Source organism: Thalassotalea euphylliae (assembly GCF_003390335.1).
Taxonomy (GTDB): Bacteria; Pseudomonadota; Gammaproteobacteria; order Enterobacterales; family Alteromonadaceae; genus Thalassotalea_F; species Thalassotalea_F euphylliae_B.
This window is the reverse complement of record NZ_QUOU01000001.1, coordinates 1947738-1970160: the sequence shown is the minus strand read 5'-3', so window position 1 is coordinate 1970160 and position 22423 is coordinate 1947738. Positions and strand designations below refer to the sequence as shown.

Annotated in this window: 19 protein-coding genes; 9 read left to right on the top strand and 10 right to left on the bottom strand. The window is 42.6% G+C overall.

Annotation, left to right across the window (positions count from 1 at the left end; all coding sequences use genetic code 11):
• Window positions 1-5 precede the first annotated feature (5 nt).
• The 8 genes from tssB to DXX93_RS08575 form a co-directional block, all read right to left on the bottom strand.
• Window positions 6-524 carry a type VI secretion system contractile sheath small subunit gene (gene tssB / locus DXX93_RS08610; RefSeq protein WP_116007744.1) on the bottom strand — a complete coding sequence of 173 codons (519 nt, stop codon included), beginning with the start codon at window positions 522-524 and terminating at the stop codon, window positions 6-8.
• Between the two features lie 84 nt (window positions 525-608).
• Complete coding sequence (locus tag DXX93_RS08605; protein WP_116007743.1) at window positions 609-2210, bottom strand: TssA family type VI secretion system protein; 1602 nt, start codon at window positions 2208-2210, stop codon at window positions 609-611.
• Between the two features lie 3 nt (window positions 2211-2213).
• Entirely contained in the window at window positions 2214-3215 is a 1002-nt protein-coding gene (tagF, locus tag DXX93_RS08600) for a type VI secretion system-associated protein TagF (protein ID WP_116007742.1), read from the bottom strand.
• Between the two features lie 9 nt (window positions 3216-3224).
• Window positions 3225-6893 carry a type VI secretion system membrane subunit TssM gene (tssM, locus tag DXX93_RS08595; protein ID WP_116007741.1) on the bottom strand — a complete coding sequence of 1223 codons (3669 nt, stop codon included), beginning with the start codon at window positions 6891-6893 and terminating at the stop codon, window positions 3225-3227.
• A gap of 1 nt (window position 6894) precedes the next feature.
• Window positions 6895-7626, bottom strand: a complete 732-nt coding sequence (gene icmH / locus DXX93_RS08590; RefSeq protein WP_116007740.1) for a type IVB secretion system protein IcmH/DotU — start codon at window positions 7624-7626, stop codon at window positions 6895-6897.
• A 37-nt stretch (window positions 7627-7663) separates the two neighbouring features.
• Window positions 7664-9004 carry a type VI secretion system baseplate subunit TssK gene (gene tssK, locus DXX93_RS08585; protein WP_116007739.1) on the bottom strand — a complete coding sequence of 447 codons (1341 nt, stop codon included), beginning with the start codon at window positions 9002-9004 and terminating at the stop codon, window positions 7664-7666.
• 2 nt (window positions 9005-9006) lie between these two features.
• Window positions 9007-9471, bottom strand: coding sequence for a type VI secretion system lipoprotein TssJ (tssJ, locus tag DXX93_RS08580; RefSeq protein WP_258872631.1), 465 nt, complete (start codon window positions 9469-9471; stop codon window positions 9007-9009).
• Window positions 9472-9476: 5 nt separating this feature from the next.
• The gene (locus DXX93_RS08575; protein WP_116007737.1) at window positions 9477-10028 is read right to left on the bottom strand and encodes a hypothetical protein; all 552 of its coding nucleotides are present in this window, start codon (window positions 10026-10028) and stop codon (window positions 9477-9479) included.
• Between the two features lie 349 nt (window positions 10029-10377).
• On the opposite strand from DXX93_RS08575, the gene DXX93_RS21115 reads away from it, so the two are divergent.
• The 7 genes from DXX93_RS21115 to DXX93_RS08540 all read left to right on the top strand — a co-directional run bounded on the left by DXX93_RS21115 (window position 10378) and on the right by DXX93_RS08540 (window position 20118).
• Window positions 10378-14160 carry a contractile injection system protein, VgrG/Pvc8 family gene (locus tag DXX93_RS21115; protein ID WP_116007736.1) on the top strand — a complete coding sequence of 1261 codons (3783 nt, stop codon included), beginning with the start codon at window positions 10378-10380 and terminating at the stop codon, window positions 14158-14160.
• Window positions 14150-14389: a hypothetical protein gene (locus tag DXX93_RS08565; RefSeq protein ID WP_116007735.1), complete on the top strand. Its 240-nt coding sequence runs from the start codon at window positions 14150-14152 to the stop codon at window positions 14387-14389. Before DXX93_RS21115 ends, DXX93_RS08565 begins: the two co-directional genes overlap by 11 nt.
• Complete coding sequence (locus DXX93_RS08560; RefSeq protein ID WP_116007734.1) at window positions 14376-14801, top strand: HD domain-containing protein; 426 nt, start codon at window positions 14376-14378, stop codon at window positions 14799-14801. The genes DXX93_RS08565 and DXX93_RS08560 overlap by 14 nt, the downstream gene beginning before the upstream one ends.
• A gap of 53 nt (window positions 14802-14854) precedes the next feature.
• Window positions 14855-16864 (top strand): hypothetical protein, encoded by a 2010-nt coding sequence (locus DXX93_RS08555; RefSeq protein ID WP_147302662.1) that lies wholly within the window; start codon window positions 14855-14857, stop codon window positions 16862-16864.
• Window positions 16861-17481 (top strand): hypothetical protein, encoded by a 621-nt coding sequence (locus DXX93_RS08550; RefSeq protein ID WP_116007732.1) that lies wholly within the window; start codon window positions 16861-16863, stop codon window positions 17479-17481. Before DXX93_RS08555 ends, DXX93_RS08550 begins: the two co-directional genes overlap by 4 nt.
• A 208-nt stretch (window positions 17482-17689) precedes the next feature.
• Window positions 17690-19579 (top strand): hypothetical protein, encoded by a 1890-nt coding sequence (locus DXX93_RS08545; protein ID WP_147302661.1) that lies wholly within the window; start codon window positions 17690-17692, stop codon window positions 19577-19579.
• Between the two features lie 2 nt (window positions 19580-19581).
• A complete protein-coding gene (locus tag DXX93_RS08540) occupies window positions 19582-20118 on the top strand; it encodes a hypothetical protein (protein ID WP_116007730.1) in 537 nt (178 codons plus the stop codon).
• 153 nt (window positions 20119-20271) lie between these two features.
• Here the strand turns inward: DXX93_RS08540 and DXX93_RS20985 are convergent, their stop codons facing one another.
• A complete protein-coding gene (locus DXX93_RS20985) occupies window positions 20272-20595 on the bottom strand; it encodes a hypothetical protein (protein WP_258872780.1) in 324 nt (107 codons plus the stop codon).
• On the opposite strand from DXX93_RS20985, the gene DXX93_RS08535 reads away from it, so the two are divergent.
• Both DXX93_RS08535 and DXX93_RS08530 read left to right on the top strand, forming a co-directional pair.
• Window positions 20477-21190 (top strand): ElyC/SanA/YdcF family protein, encoded by a 714-nt coding sequence (locus DXX93_RS08535; RefSeq protein ID WP_258872630.1) that lies wholly within the window; start codon window positions 20477-20479, stop codon window positions 21188-21190. The genes DXX93_RS20985 and DXX93_RS08535 overlap by 119 nt on opposite strands.
• Window positions 21180-21476, top strand: a complete 297-nt coding sequence (locus DXX93_RS08530) for a hypothetical protein (protein WP_147302660.1) — start codon at window positions 21180-21182, stop codon at window positions 21474-21476. The genes DXX93_RS08535 and DXX93_RS08530 overlap by 11 nt, the downstream gene beginning before the upstream one ends.
• Before the next feature lie 173 nt (window positions 21477-21649).
• Here the strand turns inward: DXX93_RS08530 and DXX93_RS08525 are convergent, their stop codons facing one another.
• Window positions 21650-22408, bottom strand: a complete 759-nt coding sequence (locus tag DXX93_RS08525) for a Nif3-like dinuclear metal center hexameric protein (RefSeq protein WP_116007727.1) — start codon at window positions 22406-22408, stop codon at window positions 21650-21652.
• Window positions 22409-22423 lie beyond the last annotated feature (15 nt).

The following is a 22423-nucleotide window of genomic DNA, read 5'->3' as shown; positions in this document are numbered from 1 at the left end:
CCCCTCTATTCTGACGCTGTTTCTTCTGGTGCATCCAACAATGGTGCAATGTCATTTAATTTAGCTTTAAGCTCTTCCAATTCAGGCTTGTTTTGTAACACTCGCTCAAGCTCTTTGCGAAGCGATGAATTGTCTAGCAGGTTTGACTTTAAGTCCTTTAATAGGTTACGCATCGCCATCATTTTGTTAAGTTCAGGGATTTGTGCAGCCACTTGCTCTGGTTCAAATGATTTAAAAGAGTCGAAGGTTAGATCGATGCCAATGGCCCCTTCACCGCTAATCTTGTTATCCACCATAAATTTGGCTTCCGGTGCAGTGGTTTTTAATACCTGATCAATATTGTTTTTATTGATCGGAACTCGCTCGCGTTCAGCCAACTCTTCCTGATTTTTTCCGTTTGAATAATCCCCCATTACCAGCATTTTCAGCGGCAATTCTTTACTACTCGATGCACCATTCGTCTCAAGCTCTAAAGAAATATTTACGCGAGCTCTCGGAATTTCTTTTTGAAATGTATCTGACATTGTTTTCCCTTTTATATTCCGTTATTTCCAACGCGCAAATAGCGCGAACTAGTGTTCAAGCGTTAAAAACCGCTTGCTATTGCTTTAAATCCAACCCAAGGCTACTTCGGGCTGAGTTAAAATCATTTTATTTTTTAGCTGTTTTGAAAGCGTCCAATATTCGTCGCCCTCTTCTGTGCTCAAGGTCTCAAAGCAGGTAACTGCACTGCGCCATACCTGCATTGAAAATGACGGCTGCCACTGACCAATTTCACCTTGTTCAATTTTGCTAATAAGCGCACGCAGCATAGGCTCGGCAAATTCATATTTTTCTGCACTAAGACAAAGTTTTACCTTTAACAATTGTTGTTTAGCCTGGGCAAATTGATTATTAGCAGGTAACTCATTGGCGAGAGATAAGGCTTTATCTAACTTGCCTTGTGCAAGGAGCTCTTTCGCTTTTAACTCCAATGTATTGTATGTATTGTCATCATCGCCAGTGTTCTCACTTGCTGAGAACTGCTCTGCAATTTCACTTAGCAGCTCTTTAGTTTTTGCACTGCAAAACGGGCTACCATCTTCGTAGCTAAGTCCTGCCAATTTTGGAAATTCTTGGTTAAGTTGATGAACCAACATCGCTAAATTATTAACAACACGAGTTTGATTCATCCCTTTAAGCGCGCTTAAAGCCATCCCTTGCAGGTCAAAATTAAAATGCATTGCACCTTCCAAAAATAGGCTTTCGGCGGCAAACAAAGCGTCTTCGTAGTCTTCATTTACTAGCGCATTTTTGATTGGCGCAAAAGCGGTCTGTCTGGGCGCTGGTAACCTTGTTTTGCCATTTTCATTGGGTGGTATTTTGAGCGTTGACCAACGAACAGCACGAGCAAGGCTAATCATGCGATTGATGTTGTTAGTTTCTTTGTCAAATGCAAGCAATTTCCTCGCAAGTGCCAGGTACTCACTATCCGATTCAACACTAATCGGTTTTTCAACCACAACTGTTTGTTGCGCTAGCGGGGTATTTACTTTATTCGCTTGGTTAGCTTGATTGGCTAGAGTCGCTATTGGTTGTGAATCTGTCTGCGTCGACACTTGCTCATCAGCCAACTCGGCTATCAGCTCTTGAGTACTTTGAGTGGCGACAGGCTTGTCGACAATAGGATATTTTTTACTAAGCTTTTCAGCCCATTGCTTTAAATCTGACAGTGTGCCAGCATTTTCATCTAAGACTCTTGCGGTCGTGCTTCCATATTGGTTAAGTTCTTCGAGTAACGAAACAATTTGTGAGGGTTGCTCCAAACTGTTCATTTCTGCAAAAGCGATCATTCGCTGTTGCTGACTAAGTAACCAAGTATGAACAGCTGCCCTTGCCTTTGGGCGAAGAGGATGTAATTTTTCACTGAAATCGGCCGTTAATTGATTAACTAGCTTTAGGCCATAAGCTAGACCTTCAACACTATATTCTTGTGCAGCAGCACACATAACATAACTAGCAATTCTCAAATCTTTTGATTTTTCGGCAAGTAAATGTGTGCCAGTAATGAAAACCTTTTTACAGTCAATTTCCGCTATTGTTGAAAAAGCTGACTTTAAATATTTAAAGTCTTCTTCGTATTTCAGGTCTTCACCACACGCTTCTCCTGCTAGAGGCGAAACTAGATGTTCAAGCCAAACTGACCAATTGTCGTGGGTATAATGAGTCATAAACTATGCCTTACACCAACGACGAAGCGCATCATACATACTGACATTGTCCGCCTTTGCCAATGACAGGAACTCTTGTTGTAAAGGCTCGGAAGGACTAACGGTTGCAAAATCAATCACTGTTTGATGACCACATTTTGAAGACCAAATAGCGTCAAAAAATGAGGGGGGTACAGGTGTGGTAAAAACCGTCAGACTCGCCGGTTGACCACAGCTACCTGTTTGATAAAACACCCAAGGTCGCCAGTTGTGATCAGCAACGATGACAGTAACTAGATGCAGCCAGAATGCAGCGATTAACTCAAACCCCTCGCTGAGTTTTGGCATTGGAAATCGCAATCCAACTTGTGTTCGCAGGCAGCCACGATTCGCAATTGACTGCATCAACAAAGCAGACTCTTGGATCAACGTCGCTTTGGTTTGCTCATCGTCTATCCCTGTTGCTTGCCAAAGATCACTCATCGGCACATTGCGAAACTTCTCTAGCAGCTGATTGATACTTGTAGATGATTTAAATACATGGGCCATTTGTGTCAGTTTTTGAGCTTCTTGCTGCATCTCGAGTTCACTTTGCGCCATAAAAATAGCATTAGCTCTTTCACTCAAGTGTATAAAGTCGTTACTTTCATTTAAAAACAAAGCAGACGGATGCACTCGGTATAGCTCCTGACCAATATTAACAAAACTCGCAAATGGATAGTGTCGACCACTACTATCCAGGCTTGGCGTAATCATCCCTAGCAAGCTGGTTTCTGAATCATTACCTGCCATAAAAAACAAGTTTGTAAGACCAAAGTTACTATTATCGGTGCCGGTTGTTGCAGACTGACGCGATGCATAAGAGAACCCCTCTTTGACCCAATGGTCGAGGGCAATTGATTCTCTACTATTCACCTGATATTTAATGAAATCTGGGCGAAGCTCTGTTTTCCCGAGATAACCAAACTCATCTTGCCTCGCAATATCTGGTTTTCGCTCTTTGCTCTTTTTAAATAAACTAAACATGTAACCTCCTTAGTTTAACTTCGCCAAATCCGCAGTTATCTGCGCTTTACTAAACAACGAGTTTGGTAAACTAAAAGACGTCATTGTGCTTTTGCTGAAAATACCGTTACTTCTGCCAGATTTGAGCATAAACTTAGCGGTCAACTTTTGTTCAGTCGATTTATTCTGCTCATTAAACGCCCAGTTAACCGCGTATTCTGTTCCCTTAATCCATTTTATTTGCGCCTCATTTAGCACACGCAATAGCGCCCAAGGCCCAGATTTTTCGACACTGACTCTGCGCCCGGTTCTATCAACAGCATAAACCCTTGCGACTTCTGTCGTTCCTTTGCCTGGCCAGCTAAATTTACGCCACTCCTCTGGCTCATTGCGGTAACGATATGATTGCTCGCTAAAGCCTAAATAGGTTTCTCTAACACCGCGCTGTGGGACGGGGAGCGCTTGGAATTGAAAGCCTGATGTTTCACTGTCTTTGGAGAATAGCGACCTTGTCACTCTATTCGCTCTTTTTAGACCCGTTAACAATTGCTTGTCAAAGCCAACTCCCATGCCATTCCAGGTGCGCTCTTCCCAATTACCCTTACGTTTTTTCAAAAATGGGGTCAGCTCATCGTCAACAAACTTCCACAGCACACCAGAGCGGCTATTCAATAACTCAGCAACATCCGCTACTGCAGCATCTGGGCCTTTAGTGTAAAAAGGAAACTTACCTTTAATACCTGTTTCGTAAAGAGAATAAACCAGCTCTTGCCACTCTTCGTCTAACTGACGGCGTGAAACAACTGCTATCGAATCAAAACTTGAGCGAAGTGCACTTTTAAACAGGTTTTCAATCGCTTTTTTGGTTACAGGCTCCAGCGCTCTAAGCTGGCTTTCAACAACAATCCATGAGGCTTGAAGACCACTATCGACATCTTCGCCACTGAGTAATTGTTGAGCAAACTCCATTGCTTGCGCTTCAGGTTCATTGCTACCAATGAGGCCTTTAATATCACTGTGCACTGTGCTTAACGTACGAATATATTGCTGTAAAAAGTCAGATGCTTTGCCTGGTTCACTGCTTTGTGTATAACGGCGCAGATCCGAAAATCTATTCCCTAACTCAGGTACTTTAGTCACCACAACCGTCGGCATTTCTACATTAATTTTTTCAGCGAGTTTTTCAGCGTCACTGGTCACTTTTTGCTGCTTGGCAACAGGCTTGTCCGTTAGGTTGATGTTTTTATTAACATTGGTCATTAGTTGCGTTAGTGGACCATCTAACGCACTTAGTTTTGCTAACGAAATACTCGCATCCGCTAAACCAGTAAATTGCTTCACTTGCGCGTCACCTAAAAGTGCAAACCAGTGTTCAGCATAATCTTTAAAATACAAAGCTCTTATGGCTTTTTCTAAGACTTGGGCTTTCGACTTATCAACCAGATTCTCGCCTGCTTCATTGGCTGTACCCATGACCCAATCACCAGAACTAACGATAGTCACGATGCGTTGCATTTCAGGATAAACGTAGTCTTCCCAGCCAGCTTTGGTATAGGCATACGGCACTCGGTAGTTGCTGTTTAATAACTTTCTATTTTTCGGCTCAAGTAAGTTACGAAGTGTCAGCGGCTTTTTCTTGGCAGCTTTACTAGCAATAATTTGCTGATATAGAGGTTCAGGTTCTGGCTGTGTATCCAGTTGTAATCTCGCGGTTGCAACTAGATCTTCATCACTTTCCCAAAATGCTAATTCACCTGGTTCATCAACACTTTTACCAAACAAACCAATATACATGGTGACAATGTTATCGAGCTTGCTATTGAAAGCCTCAAGCTCTTCACTTTCAAAATTCAATCCAAGCAGCGAACGCCAGTGTTTACCTATTTCCTGAGCGGCAAATTCCAGATCCATTTGCTCAGGATTTTCGGAAAACATTAGTTGTAGCTTGAGCAAACGGTAGTATTCTTGGCGCAACACATTTTTGCTGTCCATATCGGGGGCTAACGCCCATTTTTCGCTAAAGCTTGTAAGCTCTTGCTTAACATGGTTTTGAATCGGCATTGAAATCAAGGTTGTCATCTCTTGCTGTGTAATACTCGCAACAGAGTCAAGTGTTTCATCCCCCTCATAAATGCCTAAAATAAATCGCCATGGAAGTTTTTGCTCATAAGATTGCAACAAGGTGTAATGCTCAAAAACGTCCATAAATGCTGCGACATGCTCTGCGGGTTCAACACCAGATACCGCTTTATCAACTAATACTTCGATTTTCTGCTCGCCCGCTGACACCAGCAAGCTATTCATGGTGTATGAAGTTGTCAGTAAGGCAACGGTTGCTGCAACGCTGGCAAGTGTTGCTGAAACTGATACGGCTTTTAACCAACGTTGAATTTTTCGTTCTCGACGATTACCTCTCGTCAAATCTTGTAATTTAAAAACTACGTCATTAAAAAAGCGGTTAATAAAGTAACTTTTGGTAATGGTTTCTTGTGTTTGTTCGATGGCAACCGAACAAAACTGCTCACGGACACCAGACAAAATTCGCTCAACTGGCGTGCCCTCTTGCGTACCTGAGGTGAAATAAACCCCAGCAAACCAAGGTACTTCTTGATAGGGGTTGTCTTTGAATAGTAAGTTCACAAACTCTGTGAGCTTAATAGAAGCGGACTTGAACTGATTTGGAAAATCGAAAATTAAAGCTTTGCGATGCACGTTACGCTCTCTCGCAAGCTTGCTCAAACGCTGTTCGCACAAACGCTGATAGAGCTCTTCCATGCGAAGTTCAAATAGCTCAGCAGGATCTTGGCTCTGATCTTCACTTTCATCGAGCAAATAGGCACCCCAGACTTGCTCGCGCTCTTTTTCAGATAAGTCAGCGAAGAAAGGCTCAAAACCACTGATAAGATCGGTTTTTGTGAAGCTGATATGAACAGGGAAAACAACACCAAGCTCAGTAATAAGCTCTTGAATGCGCTCTCTAACCAAATTTACATGATGACGCACCCCTTCACTGTCACTAGTTAAAATATCTGAGACACTAATGGCGACAATGACACCATTAACAGGCAGTTTGGGACGATGTTTTTTCAGTAGTCCTAAAAACGACAACCACTCTTTGTTGTCTGCAGATTCGGTGGTATACCTGCCTGCAGTGTCGATAAGCACGGCTTGATCTGAGAACCACCAATCACAATTTCGCGTGCCACCAAAGCCCTGAATATGAAGTTCATTGGCGTTGGCATAAGGAAAATGAAGACCTGAATTAGCAAACAGCGTACTTTTACCTGTGGCAGATGGGCCAATAATCATATACCACGGCAGCGCATAAAGGGCGGCATTACCGCGATGACCCGCCCCTAAATGTGAGGCTTTAAGTGACTTTAATACATCGGTCATTTTCCCTTGAATTTCATCAATCTCTGCCTGCGAACCTGCATTATGTGTGGCTAGTTCTTCGACCAATTTATCGCCTGAGCGCTTAGTCCAAAACCAACGGGCAATTAAATAAATAACAAAGGCAGCAAAAACTGCCAACATGGCAATAAGCTTTTTATCTGTGGTATCTAAACCAGCCAAATGGCCAGCAAACCAAACAATAGTAAGTACCGCAATTAAGCCTACTACTTGGCCTGAAGCTCTTGATGAGGCTAGGCCAAGTAAAAAGTGGATAAGACCACTGGTGTTCGCGCGACCTGACATGCTATTCACCCTCTCCACTATGCTCTGCTTTACTGAATTGCTTCAATACTTCTAGTTTTTTCTCGATCACTTGGTTACTGGCTTTTGCTTCTTTGCTAATCACGTAGTGAAAGCCCATAAACAGAAACATAATCAAACTCATGCCAATGCTAAAAATCACCCAATATGGCAAGTTACGGCCAACCTTCATCACAAACCCTTCGGTGGGTTTACCATTGTCAGAAAGTGTGGTGTTAGCGATACCACTGATATCTTCTAGTTGTGCTCGAATATCGACGATTAAGGCTTTAAGCTGCTCCAATCCTTTCACTTTGTAGGCACCTTCGAAACCCATCTGCAAACAGATGTAGTAAACTTCTAGTACTTTTAGCTTGTCCTCATTGCCCATTCGAAGCTTTTCCATACGTTCGAAAAATTCTTCACCAGCTCGATTATTACCGTAAAACTCTAGTTGTAAGGGCCGACTCATCCAATCTAAGCGAAAGTCTGCGCCAGAGCTCATGACCAATTCATCGCAAGTAGCGGTCAGTGCAAATTTAGCTTCTTGCATTTGAGACGTGGTGATTTGGTTTTCGTAGCACTTCTTTTCAAACTGATCGAAACAGCCAATGATTTGCTCTCTGAAATCACCAGATATTTGATCGCTTTGTTGATGCAATTTTAGAGGCATTAGTGCGTGTATTACGGGCGCAATACAGCTCAGTAAATCCTGCTTTGTGTCTATGGCTTCCATGCTCTCTCTATTTGTTATTTATGTAATTAGATTTAGGCTATTGTTTGTCAACAGTGACGATTTCAATATTCGCGCCTTGCAGATGGTAGGGAACAAATATCGCTAGGCTTTGCTCCTCTATTATCTGCTGCCAAATGTCACCATGCGGTTCAATTCTGAAATATTCGTAACCACCTTTAACGGCGAGTTTATTGGGAGGCCGTTGACAGTGTGTAACTGACACACCATTAAGCGCTGAAGACACGATGATTTCAATGTGCTCTATTGACCCCACCTTTACTTGCTCGCCAAATGTGTCAAGCCATTTACTGTCAGACGACTCATAGTAAACCGCCAAATAAAAATCGTTACTTGCGATTTGCGCAGAATCTATCGTTGGTAAGTGATAGAGCGCGTCTGATACCTTAGTTAGCTTCAATCCCGACATTTTTTTAGGCACAACACCATCAAGCATCTGCGAGATTAGCATCTCAAATTGACTAAACACCTCCGTCAGATTCTTGTGTTGATATGGCGGTAATGTATCGATTAATTGGCTATGCTCGAAAATTGAAATTCGACTCAACAGCTCAGTTAATTCGCAATACAGGCGCTCGGGGTGTATATGCCCGATATGCTTTAAGTGTGACAAGATTTTCGCGCTCGGTAGCAAACCACTTAACAACAAAAAACTGTTCATTTCGTTGGGGCCAAAATCAGTCACTGAGCCTAAACCTTGTCGACGATTAAGCAGTACATTAGCTTTGGCACTCACCAAATTGTTGGTTCGAGTTAGCAAATCATTCAAAAAGTTTGACGCATTGATATCTAATAGTGGCGGTACAAATTTCTCGTCCAACGAGAACAATCCATCTGCGCCTCTAACAACCTTGAGTAAAGGCAAGATATCAAAATAGGTTTTGGCATCAGTATCAGTTAACAAAGTTAAGCTCGGCTCAGCAACCATGACTTCCCTAATTCGAGAGGCATCATGTAAGTCTGTTACATCAATATATTCTGCCTGATATGTTGCAAGCTGGCTGGCATTGTCATAGCCACTTATGCCACTGGCTGAACCGCTCGAAGCAATGCCGACATAAATAATTAAGCTTTCTTGGTCTTGCGGCAGCGGTAACACTAATTCACTCTTCGTTGTGCGACTAAATTCAACATATCGCCCCGACTCCAAAACGAAATCTAACTTTAAAACGTTGACTTCCCCGCGAGCTAACGCGGTTTGATCGATCGTAATATGCTTAAAACCATAGGCTAACGACGATTGTGTAAATTGCCGCTTAGCATGCATATATTCTTGATAGTCATCAAACACTTGAAAATGCTGTTGACCAAGCAACACACCTTCTGCCCAAACCGGCTTTCGTCCAACTACAGCTGCCATATCTAGTTAGTTTCTTTTCTGTTAGGTAGAGTAACCGCGTTACTGGTCAACATTACATCAAGCGACGTAGATAGTTGCACCGTACCGGAGTCTAACTCATGGTGGACGCGCCAGTTTTCATCAGAGCGATCTCTAAACAACGCGAAAACAGCAACATACTTGGCTTCCTCAGCTTGCTCAAAAGCAATATTGAGTCTATCTGAGGGATTAACCGTGCGCTCTTCCACGGTAATGAGTGAATTGGCCAAAACCGATTTATCCGATTTCCACAACTCTTCAAACGTAGCTGAATTGAAACTTTGAATATCAGACAGTTGATAAATGCGCAGTACGACAGGCAATGCTTCATCAAACTGATTCAAATTCAAATTATCAGTCGCTACAACATCGAGTTTCACCTGGGTTGATGTACAAGCTATCAATACCGAGCTTAATACAAACGTACTTAGTAACTTAGCTATATTCATTATCGTTATACCTGCTTATTGTGGGGTTTTCGGGGTAATTTTTGCTCTAGCACCGGGCAAATGATTTGTTCAAATCGGCTTTTAGGACACGATTTCCAGTCTTGATTTTTACCTAATGCCCTTGCGACGATTGTTTGTTGCTTTTGCCTTTGATCTTGTTGATTGAATGTTTCAAGTACAAAAGAATCCATTGCCAGAATGATGTTTGAATTCACGGTGAACAAATTATCATTTAATTCACTCACTGCTGGCACCGTAAAGTTGTCTAGCGAGTAGCAAACAGATAATTCTGTATTAATTAATACGATGAAAAGCTCTAGCGCTTTGGGTTCAAAAACTCGGTGATAAGCTAAGCCAACTTGGTCAAGCAAGGAGGCAATTAAGCGACTTTGTTGCCAAACCGATGCTAATAAACTGTGCTTATAACTTTTGTCGATTATTTTTGTCGCATGATTGAGTGATGCGCTAACCGAAGATGAGATAGTTTGACTATCTTTATTGGGTGTTGACACACAAGAGCGTTCAACAGCGTTTATTTTTGGAGGTGCAAGATCCATCTGCTCGTGTCCTTTCAACTGCTTTTCTCAATTGCTGACTGATTTTTCAGCGCGGTACCCTTTGATATCAGTGCTAGTTATCAGCTTTGAGAAGTAGTGACGTATTCCATTTGTTACAATTTAGATGATAGAGATTTTTATTTTCCTGTCAAAACAAAATTCTATTGCATAATTATACTCACCCTAAAAAGCCACCCTATCCACATGTTTTTATTGATGTTTAAATCATTTATAAAATATTTATCACCATTTTCCAACCAATATTGCATGAAAAACCAGTTGCATGCTGAGAAATATTAGATAACAATTTATTTACATTATGGAATAAAACTTCGTTAAGGATAACGATGTGGCATCTACTCGCCCTAAAACTGATCTGAGTGCTATATCTGCACAATTAATCATTAAATGTAATCATGCCACTTATAATGCTATCTCCTTAATCGGTAGTGATAAACTGAGTGAAGATAGCTGCTACACGATAACAGTGGATACGATTGATATTGAGCCGCTCAACGACGGTTTAGGTCAATCTGTGACAATGGAATTCATCGCAGACGACGGCTTTGCACACTCTGTTTGTCATACCTTACTTGCCATTGAAGATAAAGGCTTAATTAGTGCCAGTCCCGAAAAAGCGGCAGAGCAAATAACACTGGTTGCTAACGCCAAACGCCGCTATGAACTGACCATTGGCAGTCGCTTATCCTTGCTGGATAACACCCAGCACTCACGGGTTTTTGTTGATACCTCACTAGAAGAAATCCTGACGCATATTTTGGCAGGGGCTGGCTATCATCACGGACAAATACAATTCTCACTGGCCACCCCATTGCCGCAAATTGGCCAGTGCGTGCAAGCGATGGAAAACAATCGTGCCTTTTTTAATCGCTTGCTCAGTCAATACGGCCTGTTTTACTTTTTCGATACCCGAGATAACCAATCCAGTATCGTGATTACCGATACTAACCAAACCAGCCCATACCTTGGCCGTGGTTTGGTTCAGGTGCATGCGGGTGAAGGCTTTAATCGTCAAATAACGGATATTTATGCGCCTGCTGGGGAATCAGCGTTTGTCGGCTTTAGTGGCTGTCAGGTTGACCATCAAATGGCCACTGGGCTTGCCAGTATAATGAGCCATGATATGGTAACGGATGCTAGCGACAACCAAGCCGAACACCTTGCCGAGAACAATTTTGCACAGCCTGTAGCGAGCAATCACGGGCTAGCCAGCCACTTTGCCCAGCAGCAAAGCTTGGCGCTGAATAGCCTCAATCAGGTCATAACACTGGTGGGTAATGTGCCCGATATGTTTGCGGGTTGCTCGTTTTCACTGAGTGACAACAGTGGCTTAAATACAAGCGGTGATTATCTCTGTATTAGTGTTGAACATCATTGCCAGCAGCCCAGTGATGAAAGTACCCAAGATGGGCTTAGCCAATATGTTTGTGTGGTGAAAGCTATTCCCCGAGCAACACCCTTTAAGCTGCCATTAGCTGAGCCTGCACCGCTCCCCATGGTGTTTTCTGCTAAGGTAGAAGCCTTAGGTGGCGTGCCTACCCTGACCGAGCAAGGCGATTACTACACTAAGTTTGATGTTGATAAAACCGCGCAAGCCCCTCTTGGTAGCACACAGCCGCTACGTAAGCTGGTCAATTATGCTTGTGCCAATCAGCCACACGCCACTGGCTGGCATTTTCCGCTCACTCAAGATGCGCAAGTGTTACTGGGTTGTTTTAACAACGACCCCACCCAAGCGTACTTGATGGGTTTTGCCAGCAATGATGAACAGCCAAGCATCGTCAACAGTTTCAATCACACCCACAACAGAATGCTCAGCCGCGCAGGTCATGAGCTACGGTTTGATGATGACGGCAATGTCCCGACCGTGATACTGCAAACCTTAGGCGGTGAGCACTACCTAGAGCTCAACGCCAAGGCAGGCAATAATTACATTGAGTGGGCATCACGTCTGGGCAGTTTAAGCTTAGTGGCAGGTGACGATATTTTATTTACCTCAGATGAGCAAAGCATCAACCTTAATGCCAAGGCCAATCAGCAATTTGATATTAAAGGCGTGGCCAACCTCACCGCCGAGAAACAAAACGTGGCGATGCAAAGCGCCCTCGCCCATCAGCAAACCGCAAACAATATCACCTTTGAGGCTGAGCAAGACGCGACACTACTGACGGGGCGCAGTGTTAACGTGCGGGCCGATAGCGAGATTGCGTTACAAACCGAGCAAGGCAGCCTCACCGTTAACGTGCCCGAAGGCTCCACTATTATCAATGCTGAGGGGGATATTCGCATTGAAGGCACGGGCAGTGGTGATATTACCCTGTTTAACCAAGGCGGCATGATTAAACTCGATAGCGGCGGCAATGTCGAACTTATCGGCAGTGATGTACTGACCCTCAACGGCCAAATGATTACCTTTGATGGCGATGTCACCTACGAGATTACCTCACCTAAGACGGCCAGTGAGCCAAGTGCGAATTCAGCGCCGAGTATTGCCCCGATTGCCGATTTACCACTGGTCTCAGAAGCTGGTAAGCAAGTGGCGGTAGTACCACTTGAACTGAACTATTTCGACAGCAACAATGACCCCGTTGACGATATCGGCGTGGAAATACTCGACAGTTTAGGACAGCTGCATACCGGTACCTTACAAGCGGGTCTACTCACCCTGCCTGATTTACCAATTGGGCAATGTCAAATTTCCTACCTTGGCACCACAGATGTGGATGAGCAGCAACTTATTCAGCTAAGAGAAGACTTCAAACAACATCTCGCTGATATGATTGCTGAGGTAAAAGTACGCGCCGCGCGTGAAGATGCCCTGTTTGAACAAGAGAGTCTATTTACGCAATGGGCAATTGGGGTGGGTGCTCGACTTGATGGTTTGTACTATGCAGGTAAATCATTGATCACGGGTTTAGCCGACATGGTGGTCATGTCATTAGAGTTCCAATCTCAGATGTTAGCCGCTGTTTACAATATCCGGTTATCGATATTGAACGGTGATAAAGAAGCGGTTAAACAGCAGCTAGAAACACTTTTAGCGCACTCTAACAAGCAATTAGCCGACTTACAATTGGCCGCTGACATACTCCTCAACATCATGGACGATGAAGAGACTCGCACTGCCTTGTACCATTTCCCGTTCGATTATATTGATGCGCATTCTTTTGTGGATAAACAGCGTATCTATGGCATTCTAGCCTTTGAAGTATTGTTGGCGATACTGACCGGCGGAGTGGGCGTGGCCGCCTCCATTGCTTCAAAATCTAAATATGTGATTAAAGCGCACAAAACACTGACAGAAATTGCCGATATTCTTAAGCGTAAGCGCCTCAACCGACAGCAAACCCATGCACTAGCGCCAAGCAATACCAAGGCGGTTGAGAAGATTGAAGCGCCAGTGACGGAGCTTGAAAAACACGAAGAACTTGGCAGCAAAGAGAGATCAAATAAAAGTACTTACTCCTCAGGCAAATACAAAGCAGAGCCTTCCGCCCAATTAGAATTGGCACCTAAACAGCTTGCGATATTTGATGAAATGTATTCAAAGGCTCCTGCTGCAAAAAAAGAGATTGATTTTATAGCTCAAGAAATAGCAAATATTTACGCTAACGCTAGGGTAGCCAAGGCTCCATTGAAAAGTAGAGAAAGAGCGATACAAAAAATCGTAAGTGACTATGGTGGTGATCCTACTAGAATAAAAGACTTAGCGCGCAACACTATCATTGTGTCTGAAGACAATATTGAGAATGTCGTGGGCGAGTTGATCAAAAATAACTTTAAAGTTAAAAGAATCGATGGTTCTAGGGATCCTTTAGGTTACAGCGGGATAAACTCTACTTTAAAAACAAAGACATCTATTACTGGAGAAATTCAGGTTAATACGCCAACCATGATTTACGGTAAAGAATCTGAAAATATAGCTAGACTGCTATTAGGAAATGTACTTTATGATAACATTAAAGCTAAATCTAAAGTGCCTGGCGGCCAAGGACATTTGCTATATGAAGAATGGAGATCATTACCTGAATCAGATCCCAATAGAGAATTGATAGCGGCGAAGAGTAAAGCATATTACAGTAATTTAAGGAGTCTACTCGATGGCAATTAAAACAGGCGAGTATTTAAATAGCACAGATATATATATAGACTATGAATACGAAGATGTGATGTTCAGACGTATGAGTGCAGATGGATCTATACATAGAAAATTTTATGGTGAGACTGAGTGTAAGGAGTTGTTGAGTTTTGATAATAAACTGTTCAACGACGCATTACTGTATGGAGAGCTAATCACCGAAGAACAATATGCTAAAGGAAAAGCTGTTGAAAAGTCTTGATAAAGCTATAGCCATAGCAACTCAAGCACATGCTGAGCAAAAAGATAAATCAGGCATGCCTTATATACTTCATCCTTTAAGAGTTATGCTTAAGTTTAAGAACGAAGATGAGATGGCTATTGCGGTAATGCATGATGTAGTAGAGGATAGCGATGTAACTGTTGAAGAATTGAGAATTAAGGGTTTTTCAAACCTTGTGATAGATGCTATAGATTGCTTGACAAAAAGACCCGGTGAAAATTATGAACACTTCATACATCGAATAATGGGAAACGAACTGGCAACAAAGGTTAAAATTGAAGATATAAAAGATAACTTGAATATCACCCGCTTAAAAAGTCTCAATAACAAGGATGTCGCTAGAATAGAGAAATATCATCGAGCATTGAATTTACTGCTCGAGAAAAGCTAGCCAACAGTTGTTATAGTGCAGGCGCAGCCAACCTCACCGCCGAGAAGCAAAACGTGGCGATGCAAAGCGCCCTCGCCCATCAGCAAACCGCAAACAATATTACCTTTGAAGCTGAACAAGACACCACACTACTGACGGGGCGCAGTGTTAACGTGCGGGCCGATAGCGAGATTGCGTTACAAACCGAGCAAGGCAGCCTCACCGTTAACGTGCCCGAAGGCTCCACTATCATCAATGCTGAGGGGGATATTCGCATTGAAGGCACCGGCAGTGGTGATATCACCCTGTACAACCAAGGCGGCATGATTAAACTCGATAGCGGCGGCAATGTCGAACTTATCGGCAGTGATGTACTGACCCTCAACGGGCAAATGATTACCTTTGATGGCGATGTCACCTACGAAATTACCTCACCGAAGACGGCCAGCGAGCCGAGTGCGAATTCAGCACCTAGTATTGCTCGCATCGCTGATATTAATGACGATGCTACTACTGAGCAGGACATTGCCCCGCAAACCATTGATTTAGCGTACCACTACCAAGACGGTGAGCCTGTTAAGAATGCGCCTTACACACTTAAACTCGCCGATGGCACTGAAATTGAAGGGACGCTCGATGATAGCGGCCAAGCCACGCTCGACAACATGCCCACGGGGCAATTTAGTGTGCAATACGGTGAAGACACCCGCGAATACGCCCCTGTTGATAACACAAAGCCTAACCCGCTGTATGGCAAAATCACCCCAGCCAAGGCCGTGGCCATGGTCGAATCCGGTGAGACCTCCCTGCTTGATGAAGCCGGCGACCTTGCCGCCCAAGCGGGCGATTGGCTGTGGGGCACCCTGCAAGGAGATTTCAACGCAAACCCATCCACCTCACAAATTGTGGTCGGCTCGATTATTTCCATGATACCTGTGGTTGACCAAGTGATGGATTGCAGAGACGTTTGTGCCAATATCATGGTATTAACTGACGAGGAAGAAAGTAATGATAACAATGGTTGGATTGCATTAACGCTTACCGCAGTGGGTTTAGTACCAATCATAGGCTCCGCTGTCAAAGGTGTGTTTAAAGTTGTCCTAGCGAATGCGAGTAAATCGCTCGATGTTGCGCTAGCGGTGCTCAGAAAACTCGGTAAAGGTGACCCAGAGAAATTTATTCGCGACCTTGATTGGAATAAACTCACCAAAGACGCAACCAAAGCTGCCAAAGAAAAAGTCACCGTCATCAAAGATGCCCTAAAAGCGGTGACCGGCTCTTGGGCGGCAAGATTAGTGCTCGATAGTGCCACGCTAAAGTCTATTCAAGATAACATTGCCAAGCTCAATGCCTTTGAGCAGAAAATTGATCAAGGCATCGCCAATGCGATGCAAACCATTAAAGGCAAAGTGAATAAGGCGCTAGATAAAAGTGCAGAGCCTTTACCTCATCGTGGCAATACTGGTTACCCGCAAAAAGCAAAAACGGAAGAAGGCTATGCGCCAGGAGCTGCCCCTGTAGGATTTCATAATCAGCAGTGGGATAAGATCGATGTCAATGACTTTAAAACCCATCGACAGATTGACATGAATAATTTGTCTCAATCCGACTTGATTGTCATGGATACTCTGGATGAACAAGGCAGAAGTGATTTTGTAGAAGAGATTCTTAGCTCAGGAAAAGACTTTAGCATTACTCAAATCCAAAAAGGCGATGAACTTTATGGTTTTACTTCATCAGGCTTCCCCAAAGCAAAAGAATCAGCCTACTGGATGGACAAGAAAAGCTATATGGATGTCGAGGTAAGGTTTTACAAAAATGGTCAATGGGACAAAGAAGGTATCAAAAATTACTTGGCGCTGCCTTGCTATAACACAGCTGATACTTTTGAGAAAATTGAAGTGCTTGAAGAGCATACATTAGTTAAGTCCACAATTGGTGAAGCCTCAGAGCTTATTGGCTATACGCGTGGTGATTTCTCTACAGGGCTAACGTCAAAAACAATGTCAGGTGGTGGTATACAGGTCTCTCCGGATGCCTCGAAATTAGGTGAAGTGATTAGACTGCCGAAAGGAAAATTATGATCGAGCAATATCAAGATATTATAGATAACTGCAATCTATATTTAGACGCACTAGAAAAAATCTACATAGAATCTAATGATACCCCTCAAGGGCGAATGATTTCTCAGCTAAAATGGTTAAGGCAAGAAGCAGAAGGCGAAAGACTTCAGTTACCTGTCAAGGCTGAGTATATAGGGACGTTGAGGCATGTAGCTGTAGAGCATGGTGTATTAATGAACAACGCTACCCCCTTATGGAAAGTTTATCATAAGCGGTTGTTAAATCTCGCCAAAGGTCGCTTAATTGCTAAACCTCAATACAACCAGAAGATACTGCCATTAGTAACTTACTTACTTACTTACTTACCAGCAAACGAGGCTGTATTTAGACCAAAATTACTTGAGCTACAAGCACAAATGATTAATTTACACAATACATTGCCACTGAAAAGAGAATTATTTCAAGAGCTTGGAGTATTGTTTTACAAATCACCTGAATTAGCCCAAATTTCTAATGGAATTCAAACCATGGAAATGATTAGTGAATATTGTTTTGAGGGAGTACGAGATCTGGAAAACTCCCCATATACCATGTGTCAGAGACGGGCTGTTAATAAGCCGTCGATAGCAAAGTTTTAGTAGAGCTACCCATTTTTGCAAAATGTTATATGAAATACATAAAGACAAAGAAACTCACCAGTGACATAAGGTTAATAAGTGTCTACATTAATTGAAATGGAATTCGTTCTTGCTTTAAATGTTAAGTGAGCAATCGTTATAAAAAAGTTCACACATCTATGTTGTAGCTTTGACAAGGATTCACATCCAACAACTTTTCGTTGATTTGATGGCATCAGTACGGATGCTGGCGCTGTTATTTCGGCACCCTCTTCTTGATGATAGCGATGTCACCTACGAGATTACCTCACCTAAGACGGCCAGCGAGCCAAGTGCGAATTCAGCGCCGAGTATTGCCCCGATTGCCGATTTACCAATGGTCTCAGAAGCTGGTGAGCAAGTGGCAGTAGTACCACTTGAACTGAACTATTTCGACAGCAACAATGACCCCGTTGACGATATCGGCGTGGAAATACTCGACAGTTTAGGACAGCTGCATACCGGCACCTTACAAGGCGGTTTACTGACCATGCCTGATTTACCAATTGGACAATGTCAAATTTCCTACCTTGGCACCACTGATGTGGATGAGCAGCAGTTAATCGAAAAACGCAAAGTATTCAAACAATACCTGAGCGACATGCTGGCAGAAATCAAAGCACAAGCAGCACGCGAAGATGCCCTGTTTGAGCAGCAAGACTTAATTGACCAATGGCTGATTCAACTCGGTGCCACCATGACAGGCGTTTATGATGGTGGTAAATCCGTGGTGCAAGGGATTGCCGATATAGTGACCTTTACCGTGGATGTACAGCTACAAGTCTACTCCGCTTGTTATGACTTAATCGACAGTTTAATGCGCGGTGATATTCCAGCCATTAAACAGCAAATGGAAACCATTCTTGCGCATACCGAAAAAAGTCATCAAAGTTTAACCGAGGCCTTTGAGCTACTGGTCGTCATTGTCGAAGATGACGAAACCCGCACAGCGCTCGCCAATTTCCCAAACGACTACTTTAATGCCCATTCGTTTGTTGAAAAACACCGTATTGGTGGTATTTTCTTATTTGAGATATTACTCGCAGTACTTACCGCTGGCTATGGCGCTGCGGCCTCTGCTGCCTCAAAGTCTAAATACGTCGTTAAAGCACATAAAGCACTCACCGAAATTGCCGATATTATTAAGCGTAAGCGCCTCAATCGCCAGCAAACTCATGCACTAGCGCCAAGCAATACCAAAACGGTTGAGAAGATTGAACAACCTCCGAAAAAACTAGCACAGCCTAAGTTTAAGCGTTTACCTCCTCCTGTATCCATAGCAGAAGCGCTCAACCGTTTAACGCTGGCACGACAGAGCATCATTAAGCATGGCTATCGCGCTAAATATTCTGATGATGAGCTATTGGCGATGGCACAAGCCGGAAAAGTGGCGAATGAGCGTTTTCATGTCCGATTTATGGATGCTAATTACCTAGAATACAAAGGTAAGCCCGGAAATTTAGGTCAACCATTTGAAGGCGAATCCGGTTATGGTGCCAAATATTGGTCAACGACTTTTGATCAAATCGAAGATGCAGATTCTGATCCCAAAATAATTAGCGAAAAGCTTGGGCTGGATTACCAGCCAGACAAACAATTTGTAATGGTTGTTATTGATACCGAAAAAACGAAAAATATCGCCGATACCCACAGCATAATTCCCACTTATCAAAATCTAGGGAAATTTGCGAAAGAAGAGCTACCTAGCAATTTTTCCGTAGAAGAAGTCGATAAATTAATGACACCTGAATTTCAATCTCACTATGCACAACAGTATCAGGCCGCGCTTGATTCTGGATTAATGAAAGACGAATGGCATACAGCTGGCGCAGTTAAATACTTTAGCGAACATTCAGCTGATAAAACCGAGTTTGATCTAATGCAAAAACGTTTATTAATGCAGGATAAACTAGGTAACAATCAACATTTCTTAGGCAATGGGCTGACTAAAACATTACTGCCAAATGACGGTCAATTTGGAGCGGTGGAAACCTTTAATTTTGAGCGTAAGCTCGTTAATTTAGAAGAGTTTGGTGACGCGATAAAAATCTCCGACATACTCACTCCAATAGGTAAATAATTATGACAAACTCTTACTTCTCACCGTTAATTACAATAGAAAACCCCGATAAAACACCAGAAAATATTAAATTAGTTGCCCGTTTAAATGACTCTCTCAATTATGAAGATGAAACATATTCTTTTTTTACACAGGAAAATTACTTATCCATTGTTCATCACTGGATCGCAACTCCTAAAAATAAGCCTTCATTTCTCACGACAGATCAATTTGATGCTCCTCTCGAAATACTACCTTGGTTTGTCGACAAATTGGAGTTTTTCAGAAAACCATCAAGTCAAGGTGGTCTTCCACCACAAAAAATCGCAACAGATAAAGAGCTCGTTGGAGGTGAAAACATTATCCTTGGTCGACTGATGAATGCGGGAAATGCACGACAGGAAGGGGGCTATGATATTTGTAATTTAGATCGTGGAGATCACAACGAAATGAGTAGCTCATATGCCAGAATCAAATTTTCAGATAGCTTGTTGTTCGAAGGAGGGCTTCTGGACGTATGGAAAGAACTGGCCAGTAAGTACAAAAATGGAAGCCTTTAAAACACCAATAACAACCTGAAAAATTTAACTAGTTCTCGATAAACTATCGCTCTTTTACAACTTGAAACGGAATTTATGATTGCTCGCTTTAAACGTTAAGCGAGCAATCCTTACTAAAAGTTAACACTCTTGTGTTGTAGCTTTGAAAAGGATTCATACCAAACAATTTTTCGTCGATTTGATGGCATTAGTACGTAAAGTTCCAAAAACAAACAGACGCATACAAGAAAACAAAGGCTCACAATTTAAGATTAGATTGAGACTCATATAATTGAACTGGTATAGTTGACTCATTGCCTTTATATCACTCTCTTCTATGGATTTTTTTCTCTTTAAAAAAGTAATAGCAGCAGTTGTTATGCCGCTTAATATATCTCTTCTATTACTGATCTTCTCGGCGTTGTTTTTTAAACTAAAACCCAAGCTAAGCAGAATATCGCTGACCTCTGCGATATTCATTTTAGGTATATCATCCATTACCCCTGTTGCTTACAAAACAATAGCCCCTTTCGAGCAAACGTATGAAAGTTTTAGTCGCTCAATTAAATCGGTTAGTTATATCGTTGTACTTGGTTGTGGGCATGCCACTAACCATGCACTCCCTGCAACTTCACAGCTAAAAGCTTGTTCTTTAAGGCGACTAGTTGAAGGTATGAGAGTGCTAAAGCTACACCCAGAAGCAAAACTCATTGTGTCAGGCTATGGGCTTTATGATGAACAAACAAATGCCGAAACGGTGCAAAAAGCGGCGATTGCGTTAGGTGTTCCGAATAACAAGATTATCGTTGAACCATATCCCAAAGATACACGTGAAGAAGCCCAATTAATTGCGCCGCGTGTGCGAGGAAAAACAACGGTGTTGGTAACAGATGCTTATCACCTGCCTAGAGCAATGAAGTACTTTGAACTCGAAGGCGTTCATCCAATTCCTGCACCAGCTGGCTATTATGCAATTAACCCTGATCAAGACATAGTTTGGCCGCATTTAGTGCCTAGCGCTAAAAACCTGGAAACATCCAGCATTGTTTGGTACGAAACTATGGGTCGTATTTGGCAATGGCTTGCATACTAGCAAGCCATTGATCATCAACTATGCAGGCTACTCAGCTCAAGAATATTTAACAGCTAACCAGGAAAAATTTGCGCTCGCTAAGCCCGTCATCATTGAAAAGTTGAATACGTTTTATCGTCAAGAGCAACAGTTACATCAATTAAACTGGCAATTGGAAAACGGTTTTAAGACGTTAAATTACAATCAATTGATTGCTGATGAAATTAACAGAATAACTTACCAAGAATTTAGCGATGGGCTAAAAGTGTTAGCAGCTAATGTGAATAGAAATTACCTTGTTTGGTAATCATTCGAATATCACGAATTATTCAACTTCAATCACTATCTATACAAAAGCAACTTTTTAAATAAAAGCCATCTAAAAAACAGCCTAAAATCTGCTTAGGCTGTGTTATCGCTCAAATGTTGTGATCAACGAATGATCGCTTCGTGACAAAATTAACGGCTTAAATCGAGTGCTCACACCGGGTTATCAATATCAACAAAATCCACGTTAAGCCCTAAGTCGCGAGCAACAAATTCACCTAAAGCTTTGGCGCCGTAGCGTTCAGTGGCATGATGGCCAGCCGCAAAAAAATGAATATCCATTTCACGAGCAATATGGGTTGTCTGCTCAGACGCTTCGCCAGATATAAAGGCGTCGATGCCCTGCTCTGCTGCTAATTCTATGTAACCTTGCCCGCCGCCTGTACACCATGCCACAGTTTTTATCGGTTTGTTTGATGGAGGGGCGATATGTAAACTTTGGCGCTCTAATTTCTTGCTGATCATCTCATTAAAGCTTATGCCATCAATCGCAAACGGCAGCTCACCTTTAACGGGCACACTCACTGGGTTACCTGGCTCTAGGCCGCCAGTTGTTTTCATGCCCAATAGCTTGGCCAGTTGAGCATTATTGCCAAGCTCTGGGTGAACATCCAACGGCAAGTGATAAGCAAATAGGTTGATATTGTGATCAAGCAGTTTTTTTATGCGCTGATACTTCATACCAGTAATGGTTTGATTTTCCCCCTTCCAGAAATAACCATGGTGTACCAAAATAGTGTCCGCTTTTAGCGCAATTGCCTGATCAATTAAGGCTTGTGTTGCGGTAACGCCTGTCACAATATTTGTGACTTCATCAGCGCCTTGTATTTGAAGTCCATTTGGGCAAAAGTCTTTTATTTGTTCTGGTTTTAGCAACTGCTGTAAATATTGTGCAAACTCAGCTCTGAGCATATTTAATTCCAAATT

Coding starts and splice junctions, on each gene's coding strand:
- tssB (WP_116007744.1), bottom strand. CDS start 524: ATGTCAGATACATTTCAAAAAGAAATTCCGAGAGCTCGCGTAAATATT.
- DXX93_RS08605 (WP_116007743.1), bottom strand. CDS start 2,210: ATGACTCATTATACCCACGACAATTGGTCAGTTTGGCTTGAACATCTA.
- tagF (WP_116007742.1), bottom strand. CDS start 3,215: ATGTTTAGTTTATTTAAAAAGAGCAAAGAGCGAAAACCAGATATTGCG.
- tssM (WP_116007741.1), bottom strand. CDS start 6,893: ATGTCAGGTCGCGCGAACACCAGTGGTCTTATCCACTTTTTACTTGGC.
- icmH (WP_116007740.1), bottom strand. CDS start 7,626: ATGGAAGCCATAGACACAAAGCAGGATTTACTGAGCTGTATTGCGCCC.
- tssK (WP_116007739.1), bottom strand. CDS start 9,004: ATGGCAGCTGTAGTTGGACGAAAGCCGGTTTGGGCAGAAGGTGTGTTG.
- tssJ (WP_258872631.1), bottom strand. CDS start 9,471: ATGAATATAGCTAAGTTACTAAGTACGTTTGTATTAAGCTCGGTATTG.
- DXX93_RS08575 (WP_116007737.1), bottom strand. CDS start 10,028: ATGGATCTTGCACCTCCAAAAATAAACGCTGTTGAACGCTCTTGTGTG.
- DXX93_RS08565 (WP_116007735.1), top strand. CDS start 14,150: ATGGCAATTAAAACAGGCGAGTATTTAAATAGCACAGATATATATATA.
- DXX93_RS08550 (WP_116007732.1), top strand. CDS start 16,861: ATGATCGAGCAATATCAAGATATTATAGATAACTGCAATCTATATTTA.
- DXX93_RS08545 (WP_147302661.1), top strand. CDS start 17,690: ATGGCATCAGTACGGATGCTGGCGCTGTTATTTCGGCACCCTCTTCTT.
- DXX93_RS08540 (WP_116007730.1), top strand. CDS start 19,582: ATGACAAACTCTTACTTCTCACCGTTAATTACAATAGAAAACCCCGAT.
- DXX93_RS08535 (WP_258872630.1), top strand. CDS start 20,477: ATGCCGCTTAATATATCTCTTCTATTACTGATCTTCTCGGCGTTGTTT.
- DXX93_RS20985 (WP_258872780.1), bottom strand. CDS start 20,595: ATGGATGATATACCTAAAATGAATATCGCAGAGGTCAGCGATATTCTG.
- DXX93_RS08525 (WP_116007727.1), bottom strand. CDS start 22,408: ATGCTCAGAGCTGAGTTTGCACAATATTTACAGCAGTTGCTAAAACCA.